This window comes from Kitasatospora sp. MY 5-36 (assembly GCF_001182915.1).
GTDB lineage: Bacteria > Actinomycetota > Actinomycetes > Streptomycetales > Streptomycetaceae > Kitasatospora.
The window spans coordinates 1-19,966 of sequence record NZ_LFVW01000055.1 but is presented as its reverse complement, the minus strand read 5'-3'; the positions used below and the strand labels follow the sequence as shown (position 1 = coordinate 19,966).

Here is a 19,966-nt window from a genome sequence, read left to right as displayed (position 1 = left end):
GTCCTGGTGGTGTGTCGGGGATTCCGGCGGAGACGGTGGCGCTGGCTCGCCGGGTTCATCCGCGGGGGACGGACGAGATGCGGGTGCGGGACGCGCTGGGTCCGTTGTTCAGCGACGTGGACTTCACCACGGGTGAGTTCGAGGAGATGTACGCGGACCTGGGACGGCCCGGGATCTCGCCGGCCCTGCTGGCGATGGTCACGGTCCTGCAGTTCCTGCACAACCTCTCCGACCGGGACGCCGCGGTGGCGGTGGCCGACCGGATCTCCTGGAAGTACGCGCTGGGACTGGAGCTGGAGTACACCGGTTTCGATGCCAGCGTGCTGTGCGAGTTCCGGGCCCGCCTGGCAGCCGGGAACCGGGCGGATGCCCTGCTCTCGCTGATGCTGGAACGTCTGAAGGCCGCCGGCCTGGTGCGGGCCGGCGGCCGTCAGCGCACCGACTCCACCCACGTGCTGGCCTGCGTGCGCGCACTGAACCGCGTCGAGTGCCTGGGCGAGGCCCTGCGCGCGGCCCTGGAGGAGATCGCCCGCACCGACCCGGGCCTGGTCGTGCCGCTGCTCGGGCCCGGCTGGGACGAACGCTACGGCCGCAAGGTCGAGACCGGCAGGCTCCTGCGCCGCAGAGGCGCCTCCGCCCTCAAGCTCGCCGAGCAGATCGGCGCCGACGGGCAGAGCCTGATCGCCGCCATCGACACGGACCCCGACGCCGTGCGGATGAACGGCCTCCCGCAGGTCAGAATCCTGCGCGAGCTGTGGGACCAGCACTTCGAGGCCACCGCCACCGGCCGACTGCGCTACCGGGACACCGAGGAACTGCCGCCCTCCGCACAGCGCGTGCGCTCACCCCACGACCCTGACGCCCGCTACAGCACCAAAGGCGCGCCCGGCGCCGCACGCATGGAATGGACCGGTTCCAAGGGCCACCTGACCGAGTCCTGCGACGAGGGCCTGCCGCACGTGGTCACCGACGTCCACACCACCCCCGCCACCGAACCCGACGTCACGGCCGTCACCCCCGTCCAGGACAAACTCATCGCCCGGGACCTGAAACCCGGCGAGCACCTGCTCGACTCCGGCTACCCCAGCGGGCCCGGCATCGGCGCGTCCCTGGAACGCGGCATCTCCCTTGTCGCCCCCGTCACGGTCCAGACCGGCCGGGGCGCCCGGGGCGGCACGTTCACCCCCAAGGACTTCCACGTCGACTGGCACAGCGGCGTCACCCACTGCCCCGCCGGGGCCACCAGCATCTCCATGCGGCCGAAGAAGGACGGCCTGATCCGCGTCGCCTTCTCCCGCGCGGACTGCCGCCCCTGCCCGATCCGCGCCCAGTGCACCACCGGCGCCCCTCACCTCGGCCGGGTCCTGGAGATCCATCCCGAACCGATCCATACCGCCCGGACACGGATGCAGGCCGAACAGGACACCCCCCGATGGCGTGAGGCCTACCGGGCCCGCGCCGGCATCGAGGGCACCGTCTCACAAGCGGTCCGAGGCCCTGGCCTGCGACGATCCCGCTACCGGGGCCTCGCCAAAACCCACCTCCAGAACGTCCTCATCGGCATGGCCGTCAACATCCGCCGACTCGGCGCCCACTTCGACACCACCACCAGACCAAGCCGCCGCCCCACCCGCATCCACACACTCTGCACCCAACACGGCATCGCAACGACGGCCTGAGCCTGACCTAGATCGAATACTTCGCCAGCAGAGTCGCGGGATCGACTTCCCACGTCGAGCGGTTGGGGCTCAGGACTCCTCGCCTCGAAACCAGCCTCGCCGGCGCCAATGACAAGCTCGTCCAGACGGACGCCGTCACAGCCCGCACGGCTTCGGCGGTCGATCTCGGGATGCCCACCTTCAACCAGATCGCGGGATACGCCACCCGCCACTGTTCTCCACTTCATGAGCGACAGATCAAGCACCCCAAGGCTCGCACCAGGCGTCGATCGCTTCTCTGGAACTGTCCGCCCATGCGGTCGCCGTCCCGCGGGTATGCGGAAGCGCATCGACCCAGCGTTCCCAGAGGCCGTCCGGAGCAAGGAATCGCTCGGCGTGACGTGTGCCCAGCTGGGCATCCAGCCCCATGAGAGCTCCAAGGGCGGATCCCTGGTCGTACCGGCATTCCAATCGTGGAAGATAATGATCCAAATAGGACACAAGGATCTCGGCGTCATCCTGGCTGCCGAATCGGGCAAGCGCAAAGCAGTAGCCCTGGCCTGCATAGGTGAGTTCACTGGCCAGCAGGAGGCGTCCGATGCGGTCACGCCACTCAACCCGCCTGGCCACACCGACCAGCCACGCAGCGGTCAGCCGGGCACGCCATTCAAACCCGAAAAGTGCCCTGATCTCCTGGGGGCTCGCCTGGAGCGAGTCAGCTTGCAGTGAGCCCATGAAGGCGTCCCGCGCTTCCTCCCCAAGGTGGAGGAAACCACCTCCCAGCAGTTCGAGGTATCGCCTTTCACCAGCGACATACCGGGCTACGACATGCCCCTGGCCAACTTCCTGAGGATGCTGCACGCTCATGGCCGCATCATGACCTGCCGAGGAGGCAACCCCACGAGCGGGGTCTTGCGAGACTCGGTCCTGATTCAGAGAACTTGGAGTGCTGGATGGGGCGTCCGTGATCGCGGGCGTGCCTGACCCAGGTGATCGACCTCTCGCTCCTCCAGCGGTGGGTCACTCCGGGGCCGGGGTGCACGGGCGGTTGCGGTGGGTGCGCCAGGCGGTGAGGGCGGCGGTGTGGGGGGCGGCCGGGTGGGAGGTGTGCCAGGTGCGGAGGAAGCGGTTGAGTTCGAACTGTGGGCCGATTTCCTGGGGTTGGGCGGCGGCCTGGCGGGTGGTGTGCCAGTGGGTGGTGGCGTCGGCCAGGGTGCGTCCGGCGGATTCGGCGATGAAGGTGCGCATGTGGGCGTCGAAGTGGAAGGCTGGGCCGATCTCGTGGCGGAAGTACTCGCGCAGGACTTGGCTGCACCGCTGGCCCTCGGGGATGACGGTGGATCCGTCCACCGGTGCGGCGAGTTGGCGGCCGGCTTTGCGTGCGCGGGGTGGGGCGGTCGGTGGGGCGGCGCCGTCGAGTGCGGCTCGTAGCCGCTCCGTCAGTGCTGCCTTTCCGCCGCCGCGCGGCACGCCGAGTTCCCGGGCGAGCGTGGTCAGTTCGGCCAGCGTCCAGTACCAGCGGGCCAGTTCGTTCCCACTCAATGCCGTGGTCAGTTCCGGTCGAGTCTCAGTGCCCGTATACGAACTCATGCCTCCATGATAGGAGGGGTGGTGTACGTCCGACGGTCCACGGGGAAACCCGTGGCACGATGTGGAAAGCCCCGAACCCGCCCTCGCCGCTTCGGATCTGCACATGGTGATGTGCTGTGTGATGTGCACTGTTACCTGTACGCGGTGCTGAGCTGCGCTGTTGGTGGGGAGTCGAACCCCGCGTTGCTCTTCACGCGCCAGGAGTGGGCCGGAGTACCGCCGGCTCTCGGTGTGTGCACGCCTCCGAAGCTGCTACCTGCTCCACATCGCGTCCCGTCATTCTGCCGGAGTGCTCAGTCCAGCAAGTCGACCTCCCAGTTGGTCCGCTGGATCCGCACGTCGACCTCGCGGATGTCCCGGGCGAGTGCGTCCGCCTGGGCGCGCAGGTCCGCGACCGGGAGTGCGGAGAGCATCATCAGTTCGGACCGGAGCTGCCGGCCGTATCCCCGTTCGCCGGTACCCGCCGCCGCGTCGGCCGCCGCGGTGACCACGGAGTGGCGCAGCCGCAGGACGTCCCGGCGCGCGAGGGCGTCGGTGAGCGTGCCGTCCGGTCCCATCTCCACGGTGGCGTTGGTCCGGTTGATCCGCCGGATCAACGTTTCCAGGGCGTCCAGCACTTCACCGACTTCGGCCAGCAGCTGGGCCGCGTCCTCGGCGGGGGTCTCCCCCTCCTGGTGCCGCGCGCTGCTGACGACGCGCGCCCGCAGCTGTTCTATTCGGCGCGTCGCCTCCGCGCGTTCTGCCAGTGCCTCGGCAAGTTTCACCGCCTGCACCTCCTTTCCGTGAGTTCGCACGAGTATAGGAGTGCGTGCCGGGGTATCCGCACCTGGTTTTTGACCGTTTGAAAGCCGTCGGGAATTCCTTCAATCCTGATGTCCGGCGGGTCCGGTTCTACCGGGTCGATCTTGGAGCATGGGATGATGTCATCCATGACGTGCATTCGAAGGGGCCATGCCGCGTAGAACACCGGCTTCACTTCGGCCGCGCGTACGCGGCTGGGGGAGGGCCTGGGTGCGGTATCGCGATGTCCCGGGTCTTTCGGGGGCGGCCAACGCCGCCGTCCGTCTGCTTGAGCGGGAGCGGTTGGCTCCAGGCATGGTGTCAGTGGCGCTGAGCGTGTGGTCCGTACGTGTCCACGGCACCGAGCGCCGGTGGAGGCGGTGGGAGGCCGAGTTCACCTGTCCGTGCTGTGGGTCGGGCTGGGCCCGGGACACGTTGCAGGAGGCTCTGTTCATGCTTCCGCCAAGGGCTGCCGGCGAACTCCGGGTTCAGCTGGATCGCCTGGATGCGGTGCTGCTCAGGCGGACGCATCATGAGCCGACGGCGGACGCCGAGTTGGCGTGGTGGCATCGCAGGTGCTGATGGGCCCGGGGCCTGGACCGTGGCGTTCGGGCAGGCTCTCACGGGACGTTCCTGCGAGGTCGGGCGGGGGCGGTTGCGGCCGGTCCGCCCGCAGGAGCCGGCCTTCGCCGCCGGCGAACCCGACGCCCTGGAAGGAGGCGCCGAACTCCGCCTGCTCGAAGCCGAGTTCCCGGTGCAGGTCGAGCGAGGCGCGGTTCCTGGCGGAGGCGAAGCACCAGACCGTCGAGCCCCGTTCCCAGGCCCATTCCATCCGGCGTCGGGTCAGCAGCCTCGCCAGGCCCCGGCGCCGCCAGGCGGCATCCACCGTGACGCCGGTCAGGTAGTGGCCGGCCGGGGCGCCGTCCGCCGGGTGCGCGGGCAGGTAGGCCGCACTCGCGTACCCGACGGCTTCACCGGAGACCTTCGCGGTGACCATCAGGCTGCGCTCACCGCGAAGTGCCCGGTGGATGCGGTCCGCCCATGCGTCCGCCGAGCCGCCGCGCGCCCGGGCCTGCAACTCGGCCAGCGCGGGTACGTCGTCCTCGTTGGCCTCCGCCACCACCGCGATCACGGCTGCGTGCCGTTCGGCCGGGTCGGGGGCGTAGGCGGCGAACCGCGGATCCGTCCCTGCCATGTCGTTCCTCCCGCCGGGCCGGTGCTGTCCTGACCCGCCACGCTATGGCGGCCGCCGCGGCCCCCGCTACCCGGCCGACGGCTCGGCCGACGGCTCGGGCGATGACTCGGGCGAAGGTCAGGTCGACGGGGTCGGGCCCGGCCTGAACGATTCGGCGTGGTCGGCGACCCACCGGGAGAATGGCCTCGGCGGTACTCCGAGGATGTCGGACACCGCGGAGGTGAGGTACGCGGGCCTTCCGATCGTCGCGCCCCAGGCGTTGAGCAGCATGTCGACGGCCGGGCGGGGTGCCTTTCCGTCCATCGCGCCGCGGAACTCGTCCGGCGACAGCTCCTCGAACCTGGTCGGGCGTCCGAGGACGTTCCCGATGATCTCCACCTGCGCCGCCTGGCTCAGGGACTCGGGGCCGGTGAGGACGTAGTCGCCGCCGGCGTGTCCGTCCTCGTAGAGGGTCCGGGCCGCGACGGCCGCGATGTCACGGTCGTCGACGGGGGCGGTCTCGGCGGCGCCGTACGGCCAGCGGACCACCTCGCCGGCGCGGATGGCGGGCGCCCACCAGGCCAGGGAGTTCGACGCGAACATCCCCGGTCGGATGATCGTCGATTCGAGGCCGGTGGCCGCGATGAGTCGCTCGATCTCGGCGTGGAGCACCGCCATGGGGTTCGGCTGCCGGAAGAAGGGGTGGGGTGTCTGGTGCGGTGAGGAGAGGAGGACGACGCGCTGCGCGTGGGCGGCCAGGCGCTCGACGACTGCCGCGGCGGTCGGCGGCGGTGCGGTCCAGAGGAGGAAGACGGCGCCGACGCCCCGCAGCGCCCTGTCGAGGGAGGCGGGCACGGTGAGATCGCCGGTGACGACGTCGACGCCGGGCGGCAGCGTCGCGGCCGCTTCGGGACGACGGGTGAGGGCGCGGACCGGCACGCCCGCGGTGAGGAGTTCGTCGACGACTCCGCGCCCGATCCGGCCGGTGGCCCCGGTGACGAGCACCGGCGGCATGGGGGTTCGTGCGGTGTCTCGTGCGGCGTTTCGTGTGCTGTTCGGCTTGGTCACTCCTCCAGGAAATCGTTACTCGGTTAAAAACGCAACCTGGTCACTAATGTTATGCTGTTCAGGTGATCGAGCCGACGGGGCTGCGCGCCCGCAAGAAGGCGCGGACCCGTGACGCCATCGCCGAAGCGGCGGTCTCACTGTTCCTGGCGCACGGATTCGACCAGGTCTCGGTCAGCGACATCGCCGCCGTGGCCGAGGTCTCCAAGCCGACCCTCTTCCGGTACTTCCCCACCAAAGAGGACCTGGTCCTTCAGCGGTTCGCGGACCACCAGGGCGAGGCCGCGCGCGTCGTGCGCGACCGCCCGTCCGACGTCTCGCCGATGGCGGCACTGCACGCGCACTTCCTGGACGGCCTCGATCGGTTCGAACCCGTCACCGGCCTCAACGACCATCCCGCGGTGGTGGATTTCCACCGTCTGGTGTTCACCACGCCGAGCCTGGCGGGGCGGCTCCTGCAGTACATGCTCGCGGACGAGCAGGCGCTGGCCGAGGCCCTCGACCCGGGCCCGGACGTCCAGGCGCGGCTGAGGGCGGCCCAGGTGATCGCGGTCCAGCGGGTGCTCGCCCGCGCCAACTGGCAGAAGATCGCCGACGGGCGGAGCGCCCGCGACGTGCGGCCCGAGGCCGTCGCCGACGCCGACCAGGCCTTCGCCCGCCTGCGGTAGCGGTCCGGACGCGGCCTTCGTACGGGTTCTCTCGGTGCCCGGTGACGCTGGCGGAGAGCCCCTCGGCGATCCAGAATGATCGGATGATCAGGCTTGAGACTCCCCGTTTGATCCTGCGTCGCTGGCGCGAGGAGGACGTCGCGCCCATGGCCGCCGTCAACGCCGACCCCGAGGTCATGCGGTGGATCCGTGACGGCAGCGTCCGTGACGAGCAGCAGACCCGCGACGGGATCCGGGCGTGGGAGGGGGAGTGGGAGACGCGGGGCTTCGGCCTGTTCGCCGTGGAGATCCGCTCCACCGGCGAACTGGCCGGGTTCACCGGCCTTTCGGTGCCCTCCTACCTGCCGGAGGTGCTGCCGGCGGTCGAGGTCGGCTGGCGGCTGGGACGTGCCCACTGGGGGCAGGGTCTGGCCACCGAAGCGGCCGCGGCCGCCGTACGGTTCGGCTTCGAGGAGCGGGGGCTGGAGCGGATCGTCAGCATCGCCCAGGTGGGCAACGACGCCTCCGAGCGGATCATGACCAAGCTGGGGATGCGGCTGGAGCGCGAGACCGTCAATCCCACCGGCGGCCGGCGGGTACGGGTCTTCGCGCTGTCGGCGGACCAGGACGTCCCAACTGCCCTTTGACGGCGGGCCCGGACGGCTGCTTTCCGCACGGCTGCTTTCCGGGTGAACGTCCACGGCGGCCGCGCGTGCCGAGGACGTGGCGCGGGGAGCGGGCGGGCGACGATGCGGGCGTCGTGCGCCGCTCCGGCGGCGCGACCGTACGCACGGAGAGGTGCCCATGTCGATCGAGGAGAACAAGAGGCTGGTCCGCCGGTTCTACCAGGAGGTGGACGCCGGCAACCTGGAGGCCATGGACGACCTCGTCGCCGAGGACTACCAGGACCACTCGCCGCCGCCGTTCCCGGGGCTCGCCGCCGGCCGGGAGGGCTTGAAGCAGGCGTTCCGGCTGTTCTGGGAGGCCACACCCGGAGTCCACGAGATCGAGGACCAGATCGCGGAGGGCGACAAGGTGGTGACCCGGCTGACGGGCCGTGGGATGTGCGTGCGGGACCTCCCGGGCATCCCGGCGACCGGCCGGCCGATCACGATGACGGCGACGGTGATCCACCGCATCGAGAACGGGAAGCTCGCCGAGAAGTGGTCGGACAAGGACGTCCTCGGCTTCCTCCAGCAACTGGACGTGATCCCGCCGCTCGGCGGGCCCCCGGAGTAGCCCGCTGCGCCCTCGGAACGGTTCGGGCGGTGTTCCTGGAGGCGAAGTCGGCGACGGCGTCCACCATCTGTCGGCGGCTCGCGCAGACGCGCACACACGAGGGTGGCCTTCGCGGACGGGACGCCGCCCGCGAAGACCACCCTCGGCAGTGCGCGCCATGCTGGTGATGACCTGACACGTCGGCCGGTCGGTACGACGGGCTCAGCGGAAGTCGTCGGCGTGGTCGACGGCCCACTGGGCGTAGGCATGCGCCGGGGCGCCGGTGATCTTCTCGGCGATGACGGAGGTCACGGCCGCGACACCGTCGGCGGCGGCCCACTGGCCGACGATCGCCTCGGCGACGACCGGGTGCATGGTCCTGGCGACGTCCGCGCGGGCCTGCTCGTGGGAGACGTGCTCGACCCGGATGGGGCGGCCGATGGCCTCGCCGATGTGCTCGACCTGGCGTCGCAGGGTCAGGGACTCGGCCCCGTGGACGGTGTAGGCCTGGTGCGAGTGGCCCGGTTCGGTGAGGGCGGTCACCGCCAGCGCGGCGATGTCCTTCTCGTGCACCGGCGCCGACTGCGCGAGCGGATAGGGGAGGCGGACGACGTTGCCGGTGCGGATCGATTCGGCCCACCAGGTACGGGTGTTGGTCGCGAACGTCCCTGGCCGGAGGAACGTCCAGTCCAGGCCGGACCGTTGGACGGCCTGCTCGATCGTGCGGTTCAGGCGGGCGACCGGGTGGTCGGCGGCGGGGTCGAGGACGACCGCCACCGACGAGAGCAGGACCACCTGCCGGATCCCGGCCGCCGCGGCCGCCGCGGTGACCTTCTCGATGTCGTAGGGCTTCTGGGGGTCGAGCATTCCGTACAGGAACAGCTTGTCGGCACCGTCGAGCGCCGCCGGCAGCGTCTCGGGACGGTCCAGGTCGGCGACGACCGCTTCGTACCCGGGCGTCGGGCCCGTGGCCGGGGTCCTGCTGACCGCTCTGACCTGCTCACCGGCGGCCAGCAGGCCGTCGGCGACATGACGACCGACGTTGCCGCGGGCGCCGAAGACGACTGCCACCATGATGGAACCTCCTGCTTGATGTGGACCTTGCTGTGGACGTGAAGTGCCGTACGGGAGCGGGTTGTTGCGGGCTGCGCCGCTGCGGGTCCGCCCCCGATCGCGGATCGCGGATCGCCGGTTGCCGGTCAGGGCCGGATGTTCTCCAGGTCCTCCAGTAGACCGGGGTGCCGCGGCTCCCAGCCGAGCGCCTGCCGGGTGCGGGCGCTGGACGCGGGCTGGTCGGCCCGGAAGATCGGGCCCAGCGGGCCGTAGGTCTCCTCCGGCACCGACTGGACCGGCAGGCCCAGTCGTCGGCCGATGGCGGCCGCGATGTCCCGCACCTCGTCCCCCTCGTCGGCCACGGCGTGCCAGGCGGTGCCGGGCTCCGCCCGCTCCAGGGCGAGCCGGAAGAGGGCGGCCGCGTCGAGCGCGTGGACGGCGGGCCAGCGCTGGGTGCCGTCGCCGGGGTAGCCGGAGATCCCGCTGCGGCGCGCGATGTCGGTCAGCAGGCCGGCGAACCCGCCCGCGCCCTCGTTGTGGACCGTGCGCGGCAGGCGGACGGAGGTGCTCCGGACTCCGCGCGAGGCCAGGCCGAGGATCGCCGTGACCGTGCGACCGCGACCGCCGACCGGCCCGTCGGTCGGCACCGGGTCGGCCTCGGTGGAGGCGCGGCCCGGCACGTGGGGCGTACCCGAGGCGGTGACCAGGGGGCGGTCGCTGCCGAGGAGCTCCTCGCCGAGGGCGGTGAGGGCGGCGGTCTCCTCGGCGACGTTCCGGGCGAGGGCCTCGGGGCTGCTGAAGTCGTTGCCGAAGGCCAGGTGGATCACCCCGTCGGCCTGGGCGGCGCCGGAGCGCAGCACGTCCAGGTCGGCGAGGCCTCCCCGCAGCGGCTCGGCGCCGGCCGCCTCGGCGGCCCGGGCGGAGGCGTCGGATCGGGCGAGCGCGAGGACGGTGTGGCCGTTGCCGAGGAGTTCGGCGACGACGGCGGAGCCGATCAGACCGGTGCCGCCGGTGACGAAGACGCGCATGGGAATCCTCCCGGAAGTGATGGGACTCTTGTCCCATCACCGTAGCAGGATGATGGGACAAGAGTCCCATCACATATGCTGAACCCATGAGTCGATGGGAACCAGGTGCGCGTGAACGCCTCGTCGTGGCCGCGGTCGACCTGTTCACGGAGCAGGGGTACGACGCCACGACGGTCGCGCAGATCGCCGAGCGCGCCGGGGTCACCAAGAGCACCTTCTTCCGGCACTTCCCCGACAAGCGCGAGCTGCTGGTCGCCGGGCAGGAGACGCTGAGCCGGCTGCTGACCGAGGGCATCGCCGAAGCGCCCGGTGACGCCAGCCCGCTGGAGGCGGTCGCCGCCGGTCTCGAGCGCGCCTCGACCGCGATGGGCCCGGCCACCCGCGAACTCGCCCCCCGCCTGAAGGCGGCCATCGCCGCCAGCGCCGAGCTTCAGGAACGCGACACCCTCAAGACCGTCAGCCTCGCGGCCGCGATGACCGCCGCGCTGGTCGCCCGCGGCGTACCCGATCCGATCGCGGCCCTCGCGGGTGAGCTGGGCGTCCTCGCCTTCAAGCGGGGGTACGCCGAATGGGCCGAGGACGACGGCGGCGCGGAGGACGACGGTGGCGCAGAGCAGGAGCTCGCCGGGTACGTCCTGGCGGCCCTGGACGAACTGCGCGCGGCGAGCGCATCGCTGGGCTGACCGGAAGGTCATCGTCCAGCGCCGGCGCGGCGGATGAGAAGCAGGCCTGACGGCTGCGGATTCGCGGTCGGGGCGTCCGCGAAGCTCACCCTCAGCGCCTCACGCCACGCGGTTGATCAATGACCCGACGCCTCCTCAGGCCGCGATGTCCTGGCCGATCGCCCGCAGGACGTCGGCGAGCCACACCAGGTGGTACCCCACCGCGCGATCCGGCTCGGCGAGGAGGCCGGTCAGGTGCTGCCAGGATTCGGAGAGCTGACCGATCGTGAGCTCGTCCGGGGCCCGGTAGACGTCGTAGAGGCCGTCCGGAGGGACGGACCAGAAGTAGTCCTTGTCCAGGGCGAGGCTGTCGCCTGGTGTGGCGGCCTCGATGTGGCGCAGTACCAGGTCGAACGATCGGCGCAGGTCGGCAAGGGGGATGGACAGGGGTTCATCGGCCATGGAGATCAGTATCGGGCCTGCGCGACGGCGCTCGCTCCGACTTTTTGTGGCCACCCGGCTCGGATCACCATGCGGCTGCATGAGAAGTCGGCGGGGCCGACCTCCTGTGCGTGGGGGTGGTTGGGAGCTTGGGCTGAGCCCGTCGGCCGCCCGCACGGTGTGCTCGGCGCCGTGAAAGGCTGGGGCATGCCCTATCACCTGCGGTTCTTCTTCGACTACGGCGTCGACACCCCGTTGTGGCCGGGCCCTCAGAGCGCTCCCGACCTCGACAGCCCCTACGAATACCCCTGCGTCCTGGAGAAGCTGCCCATCACCCCGGCCACCCGGGACGAACTCACCAGACTCGCCGACCTGTACCAGTCCTCCCTCGACTGGGACCACCCGGCCGGCCCCTCGCCCTGGACCCGGGACCAGCAGGAATCGTTCCGAAGCGAGGCCGACGTGGCGCTGGAGGCGCTGCGCCGCGAGCTGGGCGACGACTGGACGGTCGAGGACCGCAGGCACTGAACCCGCGCTCGCGGGCCGGGCCGTAGTCGGTGGCGAACTGCGCCGGACCGGCGGGTATCTCGGTGGCTACAGCTCGTCCGCGCTGCCAGAGTGCCCTGGTGCTGAAGGAATCCGATGTACTCGAAGTGCTGGACCTGCTCAAGAGCGCAGGGGCCGCAGCCTGGGTGGACGGCGGCTGGGGTGTGGACGCCCTGATCGGGGAGACGACCCGAACCCATGCGGACCTCGACCTGGTCGTCCTGTTGGACCAGCTCGACGTGGTGCGAGACGCGCTGGCCGAGGCCGGATTCACGGAGGTCCTGCGGGACTGGCTGCCCGCCGCGCTTGCCGTCGCGGACGGTGCCGGCCGGGAGATCGACCTGCACCCCGTCCTCGGCTCCTCCCGCGAGGGCGGGGTGCAGCTTCTCCCGGGCGGTGAACGGTTCCACTACCCGCCGCCGGTGACCGGGACCATCGGCGGGCGCCGGGTCCCGTGTGTCGACGCGGCGACGCAGGTGCGGTGTCACCTCGGCTATGAAGCCACGGACAAGGACCGACAGGACATGGCACGGCTGCACGCCGGCACAGGAGTCGAGCTTCCCCTGGACTACATGCCTGCGCCCTGAAAGGGTCGGAACAACGACCCCGAGGTGCTGCCCCTGTTCTACCTGCACGGCCTGTCGTCCGGGGACTTCGTGCCCGCCCTGGAGCAGCTCCTCGGCGGCACCGCCGGCCCGTCGCCGGCCACCATGACCTGGCTGACCAAACAGTGGAGCGACGACCACGCCGACCTCCGGACCCGGGACCTGGCCGACCGGGACTACGTCTCCGTGTGGGCCGACGGCGTACACCCGGTGCCGCTGGTCCGTGCCGGCGCGCACTTCGAGAACGGCGTCCTGGTCGAGCGGCCCGAGGTGGCAGCATGAACGACGTGTTCGAGGCACTTGAAGCGCTGACCGATCGCGATCCGGGCCGTCGGGACGTCGCCGCCGACGTCCTCGGGGACCTCCTGCGCGGCGCCGCACTCGACGCGGACTCCGCCCGCCTGGTCGTCGAACATCTGGTCAGCGTGGCCGCCAACGAACCGGTGACCAAGGTGCGCGAGTCCGCCCTGAACTCGATCAGCGAGGCGTTCGACCACTACCGCGTGCCTCCGGCTCTCGTCGAACCGCTGGCGGCAGCCATGCCGACGATGGAACGCCAACTCCTTGTCCACACGCTCTACATCCTCGGCGCCACCCACGCCCTGCAGGCCCGGCCGCTGATCGAACCCTATCTCCCTCACCCCGACCCAGAGGTGCGCGAGGAGGCTCGGCTCGCAGCAGCCGAGATCACCGCTCTCGAGTCGGAGGGCCTCACCCGCAACTCCTGACTGTTGCTCCCGTGGAGGGGAGCCGGGCCTAGTCAGCTCGCAGGGCTTCTACGCCAACAGGCTGTTCAGGAGTCCCTATTGGCGCAGTCGGTCGCGGTGTGGTCGCCGCCTGGCGCGCGACTTCGGGCTCCGCACCAGCAGTGCCGAGGAGGATGGTCCACCGGGCGATGACGGTGCTCATGACCCGGTGGGTGGCTCCGGCGGACCTGGGCCGGTGGTCGGAAGGGCGAGGGCTGGAGTTGAGCGGCTGATTCGGGGCTGCGCAGGAAGTCGGCGGGTCCGACTTCCTGCGCGGGGTGGTTGGTTGGGGGTCTGGCCGTAGCGGCAGGGGGCCGGCCGCGTCCGCGGATTCAGTGCGGTAGGTGCTTCGACCAGTCTCCTCCGGGGCGGTAGGCGCGGCCGTCGCCGAGCTGCCTCGTCCCGCCGGGAACGACGTCGTCGTGGTACGGGTACTGCTCCGTCACCGCCGCGAGCAGGAACTCCAGGAAGCCGCCCTCGAAGAGGTCCCACTCCCGCATCGAGTCGAACTTGGCGGCCACCGGCCAGCGGTCCGGGTCCGGGCCCCGCATCAACCAGAAGAACTGGTCGGAGTTGTAGTTGTTCGCCCATTTCAGCAGCCCGCCTTCGGCCGGGAACAGCGGGTACGGGCACTCGTCGTAGTCCCCGTCCTCGTAGGCTTGGGCCAGCATGGCGCAGTATCCGTAGGGGTCCGTCGTGTAGAACAGGAATCCCTCGAAGCCGAGCGGCTGCCAGGCCTTGGGACTGGGCGCCGCCGACGGTGCGTAGATGTGCAGTTCGTCGCTGATGCTGACCATCCCGTAGCGGTCGACGAACGCCCGGTAGTCCGCCGGCAGCTGGAAGCCGAGCACCTCGGGCCCGAGCTCCCAAGGGACCGGGACGACTCCGCCCGCGGGCGGTGGCCCGATGACCGCGCCGAGCCGGTCCAGTGTCTCCTCGATGTCCACGCCCACTCCCGTCAGCCGTTCGTTCCGGCCGGAGGCTATCCGCTGCCGGTGACACCGGAGGCGGGCGGCCCCACTTCCCTGCCCAGCCGACCAGCGGGCCGTCAAGGCGAGAAGGCGAGCCGCCGGTCCGTGGGGTTCGTCTCGGGGGCGAGGTCCTGGAGTGGCCGACCGGGCGGTCCGGCGCGGACCGGCGCGAACCGGAGCGGTCCGGCGCGGCCCGGCGCGGGCATCGGGGCCGGGCACCGGACGGTTGCGGTTCGGGGTCCGAACCGTGGCACACCCTCGGTATGCTCGGCACTCGATCTGACGTTCCGTCACCATCCGACCGCGTAAGGGTTTCGCATGGACTTGAGTTCTGCACCGAACAGGCTCGTCGGCGGACGGTTCAGGCTGGTGAGAGCCCTGGCGGCCGGGGGCATGGGCCAGGTCTGGGAGGCCAGGGACGAACTGCTGGACATCGAGGTCGCGGTGAAGGAGGTCCGTTGGGAGGAGGAGGACCTCTCCGAGGACGAGCACGAGCAGGCCATCGCCCGGGCCATGGCGGAGGCCCGCCACGCGGCCGCGCTCCGCGACCACCCCAACATCGTGACGGTGCACGACGTGGTGGTGGAGGACGGCGGCCCGTGGATGGTGATGCGGCTGGTCCGCGGCCGTTCGCTGGCACAGGTGCTCCGGGCCGACGGGCCGTTGGAGCCGGAGCGGGCCGCCGAGGTGGCCGTCGGGGTGCTGCGGGCGCTGGCCGCCTCGCACCAGGTGGGCATCCTCCACCGCGACGTGAAGCCGTCGAACATCATGCTGGCCGACGACGGCGGGGTGCTGCTGGCCGACTTCGGCCTCGCGAAGAACCACGCGGGCACCGTGCTGACCACCACCGGGGGCCTGGTCGGGACGCTGGACTACATCGCACCGGAGCGGCTGGCCCACGAGCCGGACACCCCGGCCGTCGACCTGTTCAGCCTCGGCGCGACGCTGTACGAGGCCGTCGAGGGGGTGCCGCCGTTCCGGCGGGAGACGACCGCGATGACGCTCGCCGCCATCGCGCTCGCCCTCGTCCCGCCGCCCCGACGGGCGGGCCGGCTGGCTCCGTTGATCACCGCGCTGCTCTCCCGGGACCCGGCAGGACGGCCTGACGCTGTGGCGGGGCTGGCCATGCTCGACGGCCCCGGACCGGCGGTTGGGGACGCCGCTCCGCAGCACGACCCCGTCGCGGCGGAACCGACCGGCGGACCGGCGGGCGCCGCCACGCCCACCGAGCTCGACCTCCCGGCGGCCCCTCTGGTCACCCCTCTGGCGACGCCGACGGTGACGGCGACATCGACGCCGACATCGACACCAGCAGCGACGCCGACATCGACACCGACGGCGACACCCACACCCACACCCACACCGACCGCGCCCCGCCCCGGACGGCTGCGGGAGCGCCGGACCCGGATCGCGCTGGCCACCGCGGTCGCCGTCGTCTGCGCGTCGGTCCTGTCCTGGGCCCTGCTCCGGAGCGATGACGACGCCGGCCGCGGCGCCGGCGCCGCGGCTTCCTCGCCCGCCCGGGACACCGGGGCCCCCTCGGCCTCCTCCGCCCCCTCGCCCTCCGCGACACCCTCGGCCTCCCCGCTCGCCCAGGACGCCGCCGCCCCGCAGACCCCGCCGGCCCCAGCGACGCCCGGGAACGCGGCCGGTCCGGCGGTGGCCGACGACCAGCACCTCCGTGTCTTCACGGCGTACAAGGGCCAGCAGCTCCTGGAGAGCTATGTGGACCTCGACCACGAGGCGGCGAAGCTCCGGAACATCCCGTACCCGGGCCAGGTCAGGGTGGTGGACTTCGCACTGAAGTCCGATGACTCCAACATCCCCCAGGTGCTGGACGGCACCCGCCCGGTGGCGTTGCTCGACAAGAGCATCGTCAGGGTGTTCTTCGTGAGTTCCGCGAACAAGCACCTGGTGGAGGCCCGGTTGGAGCCCGGGCGCAAGTGGCAGTTCGCGGACCTCGGTGGTCAGGAGGTCCGCAGCACTCCGACCGCGGCGGTACTGGACGAGATGGTCAACGTGTTCACCGTCGGCGTGGACAACCACCTGCGGCGGTCCTACCTGTACGGCTCGGGCTGGGGCTGGCAGGACCTGCACGATGACCTCGGGGTCCTGGGCCAGGGGCAGCAGCCCGCCAAGCCGGTTGCCGCCGGCACCGCGCCGGTGGCGGTGGGGGCGGACAAGGTCCTCAGGGTGTACACGATCACGGAGAGCCAGCAGCTCCAGGAGGCGTCGCTGAAGTCCGACGAGAAGTGGAACATCTTCCCTATGACCGGCGTGCCGGCGTCCGTCATGACGCCGACCGCGGTGGTGCACGACGGGGTGACGAGCGTCTTCACCGTCAACAGCGGCGACGGCCATCTCTCGGAGGCCCGGCTGACGCCTCCGGGGACGTCGGCGGGCGGCACGCAGGGTGCCGGGTGGGGGCGCCGCGACCTGACCAAGGACTTCCGGGTGCCGGCGCCGCGCTCCGCCCCGGCGGCCCTGGTGCACGGCGGGACCACCAGCCTCTTCCTGGTCGACGGGAACGGCCTGCTGACCGAGACGAAGGCGGCGGGCGACGGGTGGACGCCACAGGCCTCCCTGGCGAACGCCGGTGTTCAGCAGGTGGCCGACGGCTTCGAGCCGGCGGTGGTGGACCACGGCGGCGTCACCCGTGTCTACACGGCCCGCCGGAGCGACGGGGAGCTCCAGGAGACCGCGTTGCGGAACGGCACGTGGAGCACCGAGGTCGTGGAGTGAGCGGGGCGGCCCGGACGGCGCCGGCCGTCCGGGCCGTCGGTCTTCCGCCACGTCCATGGACGCGGCGATCGCCCCCGCGACCAGCACGTGCTGTACGGGAGGGGTCGGCAGAGCGGGTCCCCTCGCCAGGCGGCTGAGTGAGAAGTCGGCGGGTCCGACTTCCTGTGCGGGGCGGGTGGTTGGGAGCCATCGCAGATCAGGAGGGATCGACGCCTGCGTACTCCAGCGGCGGCGCGATCGCCTGGGCGTCCGCGCCTTCGCCCACCCACAGGCCGATCAGGAACGCCGCCGTCGCCTCCAGGAGTCCCGCCCGGTCGAGCCCGCCTCCGTTGAGCGGTACGCAGCCGAGGTCGCGAACGAGGTGTCCGACGGTGTCGAGGGCCGGCGCGTCGTCGCCGCAGAGCGGCACCGCGAGGGGGCGTCCGTCGAAGACGGTCGGGGCCCTGCGCCACACGCTCTCGTGGCAGAGGTTGAACGCCTTGACCACGGACGCGCCGGGCGCCGCGGCCGCGATGCGCTCGGCGGCCGACGGCCCGCCATGGGTCTCCAGGACGAAACCCGGGGCGACCGGGTTGGTGCAGTCGACCAGCGTCCTTCCCCGCGCGGCGTCGGCCAGGCCGGAGACCACGCCGATCGCCGCTGCGTACGGCACGGCCAGCAGCACCGCGTCCAGGCCGTGCTCGACCGCGTCCCGCGGAGTCCCCGCCCGTCCGCCGAACTGGTCGGCGAGGGCGGCGGCGCGGCCCGTGTCCCGTCCACCCACCAGCACGTCGTGCCCGGCCCCCGCCCACCGGGTACCCAGCACCCGCGCCATTGCGCCGGTACCGATGATTCCGATCCTCATCATGACCAACCTCCTTGTGACGACCTGCCAGTCGGCTCAGAGAGACAGTAGGAAAGTCCTGGGGCACCATCTGGTAAGTGACCACCGACCACGGCTTCCTCGCCGACTGCCGAGCCCGGCTCGCCTTCGACCTGCTCGCCAACACCTGGAACGCCGTCCTGGTGTGGGCGCTGCGCGACGGGCCCGCGCGGCCCGGCGAACTGCGCGAGCGGATCGGCGGGATCAGCCCCAAAGTCCTCACGGAGACGCTGCGCCGGCTCCAGTCCGACGGGTTGGTGGAACGCCGCGCGTACGCCGGGTCGCCGCCGCGCGTGGAGTACACCCTCACCGGGTTGGGGCGGACACTCCTGGAACCGATCGAGGCGTTCGGCGCCTGGGCCTTCGAACACGGCGAGGACGTGATGGCGGCCCGGGACCGGGCGGAGGCAAGCGGGCACGGTCGCGACTGACGCCGATCACGACGTCACAACCGGAGCGCCAAGCGGCTCCGCCGAAGCCCGCTGCCGATCCGAACCTGCGGTACGAACCCGGCCGCCGCTGGTGAACGGGGTCTGGGGGCGCCTGTCTCGAAGTCGGGTGTGAGCTTATGGCAAGATCGCGGGATGCTGCGACTCACCGATTTCATCATCGACTGCCCGGACACGATGAAGCTGGCGGCTTTCTACTCCGAGGTGACGGGCCGTCCGATCAAGGAAGGCAGCTCGGAGGAATGGGCCGGCATCCAGTTCGGCGAGATCGAGCTGGCATTCATCCGGGTGGACGACTACCGCGCTCCGCAGTGGCCCGACAGCGGGCACCCCAAGCAGTTCCACCTCGACTTCGAAGTGGACGAGATCGAGCCCGAGCAGCGCCGCGTCCTCGACCTCGGCGCGACGCTGAGGCAGGACTTCATCGGCCCCAACGGCTACGGCTGGCAGGTCTACACCGACCCGATCGGCCACCCCTTCTGCCTGTGCCGCAACAAGGGCGTCATCTGGACCGACCAGGGCCCGATCTGGCCCGAGCGCGGCTGACGCGGCCTTGGTGAAGTCGGCTGCTGATCCTTTGACATGACGACGATCCTGCGGCACCCCCGACCTGGGTTCATGTGGGATTGGTGGGCAGTGGACGCCCACGGTTTCCTCGTGCAGTTCAGTTGCGGGCCCGCACCTGAGCATCTACTGGTGCATGTAGACCGTGTCGACGCTGCGGCTGCATGGGCCGAGGAGAACCGTCCCGCATGGTTCAGCCGTGCGCCCTCATCGCTTCACGCCTTCAGCTGCGACGGCGAGCTACCGGTCTACACCCGCGACAGCGTCCCGGACTCCCCGCTGCGACTGTCCGACGCCCCGGCAGCCGTCGCGGAGGTTGCGGCCCTGGTTGAACTGCACAGAGCAGTGGGAGACGCCTGGACGGTCTACCTCGACGAGGGATGGGTCTAGGCAGCCCGGCTGGAGTCACCTGGCCGACCGGATGACGACGGCGGCGATGGCCCACGTGCCGTCGGCGGCCCACTCCCGCAGCCGGTTGTGGGCGCCCTTCCACGAGCCGAAGCGCTCAGGCAGATCCATCCACGGCACCCCGGTGCGGTACTTGAAGGCGATCGCGCCGATCACCTGCCGGTGATCACGCCACTGCCCTCCCCGCCGAGGTGTCGGATCCGGCGGCAACGGCTCGATCCTTGCCCACTGGGTGTCAGTCAATGACGCACACATCAACCAGCGATCGGATGATCCGAAGGAACGGCCTAGGCTCGGGCGGCTCGGGCGGCTCGGGTGCGGCAGTGGGCGAGGGCGTACTTGATGCGGATCTCGGAGTGGTGGGTGGTGGTGAGGAGTTCGCCGGCCGTGACGAGGGTGGCCCAGTACAGGGCGGGGTCGCCGGTACGGGGCATGGGGCGGGCGGCGGTGAGGGAGAGGTAGGCGGTGGGGAGGTTGCCGGTGGTGAACCAGCGCTGGAGACCGTGCTGGTGGCCGGGGCGGATGCCGCCCATGGCGTCGACGGCGGTGATGAAGAGGTCGACGACGGCGAGTTCGGTGTCGGTAAGCGACTTGGGGACGTCGAAGACGCCGAGGGCTTCGAGGAGTTCGCCGGTGTCCGTCTCGGAGTCGTGGCGTGGGTCGGCGAGGAGGGCGTCGTAGCAGTCGTTGAGGCGGCGGGTGGTCTCGGCGAGGGGGATGGACAGGGCGAGGCAGACGGCGCGGGCGGAGGGCAACG

Annotated in this window: 23 protein-coding genes and 1 pseudogene; 12 read left to right on the top strand and 12 right to left on the bottom strand. The window is 71.2% G+C overall.

Features of this window, described 5'->3' with window-relative positions; all coding sequences use genetic code 11:
* The first annotated feature begins 77 nt into the window (after positions 1-77).
* Positions 78-1,679, top strand: a complete 1,602-nt coding sequence (locus AE652_RS05150) for an IS1182 family transposase (protein ID WP_049649930.1) — start codon at positions 78-80, stop codon at positions 1,677-1,679.
* A 237-nt stretch (positions 1,680-1,916) separates the two neighbouring features.
* On the opposite strand, the gene AE652_RS05145 is transcribed toward AE652_RS05150, so the two are convergent.
* The 5 genes from AE652_RS05145 to AE652_RS05125 form a co-directional block, all read right to left on the bottom strand.
* A complete protein-coding gene (locus tag AE652_RS05145) occupies positions 1,917-2,525 on the bottom strand; it encodes a DUF6000 family protein (protein ID WP_049649929.1) in 609 nt (202 codons plus the stop codon).
* 153 nt (positions 2,526-2,678) lie between these two features.
* Entirely contained in the window at positions 2,679-3,248 is a 570-nt protein-coding gene (locus AE652_RS05140) for a DUF6434 domain-containing protein (protein WP_049649928.1), read from the bottom strand.
* Between the two features lie 293 nt (positions 3,249-3,541).
* On the bottom strand, positions 3,542-4,012 hold the full coding sequence (locus AE652_RS05135) for a DIP1984 family protein (RefSeq protein ID WP_049649941.1): 471 nt from the start codon (positions 4,010-4,012) through the stop codon (positions 3,542-3,544).
* Positions 4,013-4,545: 533 nt separating this feature from the next.
* Positions 4,546-5,223 (bottom strand): GNAT family N-acetyltransferase, encoded by a 678-nt coding sequence (locus tag AE652_RS05130; RefSeq protein ID WP_082345277.1) that lies wholly within the window; start codon positions 5,221-5,223, stop codon positions 4,546-4,548.
* Between the two features lie 117 nt (positions 5,224-5,340).
* On the bottom strand, positions 5,341-6,216 hold the full coding sequence (locus AE652_RS05125) for an NAD(P)H-binding protein (RefSeq protein ID WP_049649927.1): 876 nt from the start codon (positions 6,214-6,216) through the stop codon (positions 5,341-5,343).
* A gap of 116 nt (positions 6,217-6,332) precedes the next feature.
* Between AE652_RS05125 and AE652_RS05120 the strand changes: the two genes are divergently transcribed.
* The 3 genes from AE652_RS05120 (at position 6,333) to AE652_RS05110 (ending at position 8,153) form a co-directional block, all read left to right on the top strand.
* Positions 6,333-6,935, top strand: coding sequence for a TetR/AcrR family transcriptional regulator (locus AE652_RS05120; RefSeq protein ID WP_049649926.1), 603 nt, complete (start codon positions 6,333-6,335; stop codon positions 6,933-6,935).
* Between the two features lie 83 nt (positions 6,936-7,018).
* On the top strand, positions 7,019-7,561 hold the full coding sequence (locus tag AE652_RS05115; RefSeq protein ID WP_082345274.1) for a GNAT family N-acetyltransferase: 543 nt from the start codon (positions 7,019-7,021) through the stop codon (positions 7,559-7,561).
* A gap of 157 nt (positions 7,562-7,718) precedes the next feature.
* Entirely contained in the window at positions 7,719-8,153 is a 435-nt protein-coding gene (locus AE652_RS05110; RefSeq protein ID WP_049649924.1) for an ester cyclase, read from the top strand.
* Between the two features lie 201 nt (positions 8,154-8,354).
* On the opposite strand, the gene AE652_RS05105 is transcribed toward AE652_RS05110, so the two are convergent.
* Together AE652_RS05105 and AE652_RS05100 are read right to left on the bottom strand one after the other, a co-directional pair.
* Positions 8,355-9,206 carry an NAD(P)H-binding protein gene (locus AE652_RS05105; protein WP_049649923.1) on the bottom strand — a complete coding sequence of 284 codons (852 nt, stop codon included), beginning with the start codon at positions 9,204-9,206 and terminating at the stop codon, positions 8,355-8,357.
* Positions 9,207-9,331: 125 nt separating this feature from the next.
* Positions 9,332-10,213 (bottom strand): SDR family oxidoreductase, encoded by an 882-nt coding sequence (locus AE652_RS05100; protein ID WP_049649922.1) that lies wholly within the window; start codon positions 10,211-10,213, stop codon positions 9,332-9,334.
* An 86-nt stretch (positions 10,214-10,299) separates the two neighbouring features.
* On the opposite strand from AE652_RS05100, the gene AE652_RS05095 reads away from it, so the two are divergent.
* Positions 10,300-10,896: a TetR/AcrR family transcriptional regulator gene (locus tag AE652_RS05095; RefSeq protein ID WP_049649921.1), complete on the top strand. Its 597-nt coding sequence runs from the start codon at positions 10,300-10,302 to the stop codon at positions 10,894-10,896.
* 135 nt (positions 10,897-11,031) lie between these two features.
* Here AE652_RS05095 and AE652_RS05090 read toward each other — a convergent pair whose 3' ends face one another.
* A complete protein-coding gene (locus AE652_RS05090; protein WP_049649920.1) occupies positions 11,032-11,337 on the bottom strand; it encodes a hypothetical protein in 306 nt (101 codons plus the stop codon).
* A 186-nt stretch (positions 11,338-11,523) separates the two neighbouring features.
* Here AE652_RS05090 and AE652_RS05085 point away from each other — a divergent pair, with 186 nt between their 5' ends.
* The 4 genes and pseudogenes from AE652_RS05085 (at position 11,524) to AE652_RS05070 (ending at position 13,195) form a co-directional block, all read left to right on the top strand.
* Positions 11,524-11,844 (top strand): hypothetical protein, encoded by a 321-nt coding sequence (locus tag AE652_RS05085; protein WP_049649919.1) that lies wholly within the window; start codon positions 11,524-11,526, stop codon positions 11,842-11,844.
* Positions 11,845-11,942: 98 nt separating this feature from the next.
* Positions 11,943-12,449 carry a nucleotidyltransferase domain-containing protein gene (locus AE652_RS05080; protein ID WP_338016395.1) on the top strand — a complete coding sequence of 169 codons (507 nt, stop codon included), beginning with the start codon at positions 11,943-11,945 and terminating at the stop codon, positions 12,447-12,449.
* Positions 12,450-12,470: 21 nt separating this feature from the next.
* Positions 12,471-12,674 (top strand): annotated as a pseudogene (locus AE652_RS05075) (IS256 family transposase); the annotation flags it as partial.
* Positions 12,675-12,745: 71 nt separating this feature from the next.
* Positions 12,746-13,195 (top strand): hypothetical protein, encoded by a 450-nt coding sequence (locus tag AE652_RS05070; RefSeq protein WP_049649918.1) that lies wholly within the window; start codon positions 12,746-12,748, stop codon positions 13,193-13,195.
* 350 nt (positions 13,196-13,545) lie between these two features.
* Here AE652_RS05070 and AE652_RS05065 read toward each other — a convergent pair whose 3' ends face one another.
* Positions 13,546-14,160, bottom strand: coding sequence for a hypothetical protein (locus AE652_RS05065; protein ID WP_159028357.1), 615 nt, complete (start codon positions 14,158-14,160; stop codon positions 13,546-13,548).
* Between the two features lie 393 nt (positions 14,161-14,553).
* Here AE652_RS05065 and AE652_RS05060 point away from each other — a divergent pair, with 393 nt between their 5' ends.
* A complete protein-coding gene (locus AE652_RS05060) occupies positions 14,554-16,926 on the top strand; it encodes a serine/threonine-protein kinase (protein ID WP_159028356.1) in 2,373 nt (790 codons plus the stop codon).
* 196 nt (positions 16,927-17,122) lie between these two features.
* Here AE652_RS05060 and AE652_RS05055 read toward each other — a convergent pair whose 3' ends face one another.
* Complete coding sequence (locus AE652_RS05055; protein WP_049649937.1) at positions 17,123-17,770, bottom strand: NADPH-dependent F420 reductase; 648 nt, start codon at positions 17,768-17,770, stop codon at positions 17,123-17,125.
* Between the two features lie 77 nt (positions 17,771-17,847).
* On the opposite strand from AE652_RS05055, the gene AE652_RS05050 reads away from it, so the two are divergent.
* Both AE652_RS05050 and AE652_RS05045 read left to right on the top strand, forming a co-directional pair.
* Entirely contained in the window at positions 17,848-18,219 is a 372-nt protein-coding gene (locus AE652_RS05050; RefSeq protein WP_049649915.1) for a helix-turn-helix domain-containing protein, read from the top strand.
* 153 nt (positions 18,220-18,372) lie between these two features.
* Positions 18,373-18,783: a VOC family protein gene (locus AE652_RS05045; RefSeq protein WP_049649914.1), complete on the top strand. Its 411-nt coding sequence runs from the start codon at positions 18,373-18,375 to the stop codon at positions 18,781-18,783.
* Between the two features lie 423 nt (positions 18,784-19,206).
* Here AE652_RS05045 and AE652_RS43745 read toward each other — a convergent pair whose 3' ends face one another.
* A complete protein-coding gene (locus AE652_RS43745) occupies positions 19,207-19,464 on the bottom strand; it encodes a transposase (protein ID WP_082345264.1) in 258 nt (85 codons plus the stop codon).
* 32 nt (positions 19,465-19,496) lie between these two features.
* Positions 19,497-19,966: hypothetical protein (locus AE652_RS05040; protein ID WP_159028354.1), on the bottom strand; the 470-nt coding region annotated here is incomplete at its 5' end.

What these genes read in the sequence shown, in the direction of transcription:
- AE652_RS05150 (WP_049649930.1), top strand. Translation starts at nt 78, where the DNA reads ATGCGGGTGCGGGACGCGCTGGGTCCGTTGTTCAGCGACGTGGACTTC.
- AE652_RS05145 (WP_049649929.1), bottom strand. Translation starts at nt 2,525, where the DNA reads ATGAGCGTGCAGCATCCTCAGGAAGTTGGCCAGGGGCATGTCGTAGCC.
- AE652_RS05140 (WP_049649928.1), bottom strand. Translation starts at nt 3,248, where the DNA reads ATGAGTTCGTATACGGGCACTGAGACTCGACCGGAACTGACCACGGCA.
- AE652_RS05130 (WP_082345277.1), bottom strand. Translation starts at nt 5,223, where the DNA reads ATGGCAGGGACGGATCCGCGGTTCGCCGCCTACGCCCCCGACCCGGCC.
- AE652_RS05125 (WP_049649927.1), bottom strand. Translation starts at nt 6,216, where the DNA reads ATGCCGCCGGTGCTCGTCACCGGGGCCACCGGCCGGATCGGGCGCGGA.
- AE652_RS05115 (WP_082345274.1), top strand. Translation starts at nt 7,019, where the DNA reads ATGATCAGGCTTGAGACTCCCCGTTTGATCCTGCGTCGCTGGCGCGAG.
- AE652_RS05110 (WP_049649924.1), top strand. Translation starts at nt 7,719, where the DNA reads ATGTCGATCGAGGAGAACAAGAGGCTGGTCCGCCGGTTCTACCAGGAG.
- AE652_RS05105 (WP_049649923.1), bottom strand. Translation starts at nt 9,206, where the DNA reads ATGGTGGCAGTCGTCTTCGGCGCCCGCGGCAACGTCGGTCGTCATGTC.
- AE652_RS05100 (WP_049649922.1), bottom strand. Translation starts at nt 10,213, where the DNA reads ATGCGCGTCTTCGTCACCGGCGGCACCGGTCTGATCGGCTCCGCCGTC.
- AE652_RS05095 (WP_049649921.1), top strand. Translation starts at nt 10,300, where the DNA reads ATGAGTCGATGGGAACCAGGTGCGCGTGAACGCCTCGTCGTGGCCGCG.
- AE652_RS05090 (WP_049649920.1), bottom strand. Translation starts at nt 11,337, where the DNA reads ATGGCCGATGAACCCCTGTCCATCCCCCTTGCCGACCTGCGCCGATCG.
- AE652_RS05085 (WP_049649919.1), top strand. Translation starts at nt 11,524, where the DNA reads ATGCCCTATCACCTGCGGTTCTTCTTCGACTACGGCGTCGACACCCCG.
- AE652_RS05070 (WP_049649918.1), top strand. Translation starts at nt 12,746, where the DNA reads ATGAACGACGTGTTCGAGGCACTTGAAGCGCTGACCGATCGCGATCCG.
- AE652_RS05055 (WP_049649937.1), bottom strand. Translation starts at nt 17,770, where the DNA reads ATGAGGATCGGAATCATCGGTACCGGCGCAATGGCGCGGGTGCTGGGT.
- AE652_RS05045 (WP_049649914.1), top strand. Translation starts at nt 18,373, where the DNA reads ATGCTGCGACTCACCGATTTCATCATCGACTGCCCGGACACGATGAAG.
- AE652_RS43745 (WP_082345264.1), bottom strand. Translation starts at nt 19,464, where the DNA reads ATGTGTGCGTCATTGACTGACACCCAGTGGGCAAGGATCGAGCCGTTG.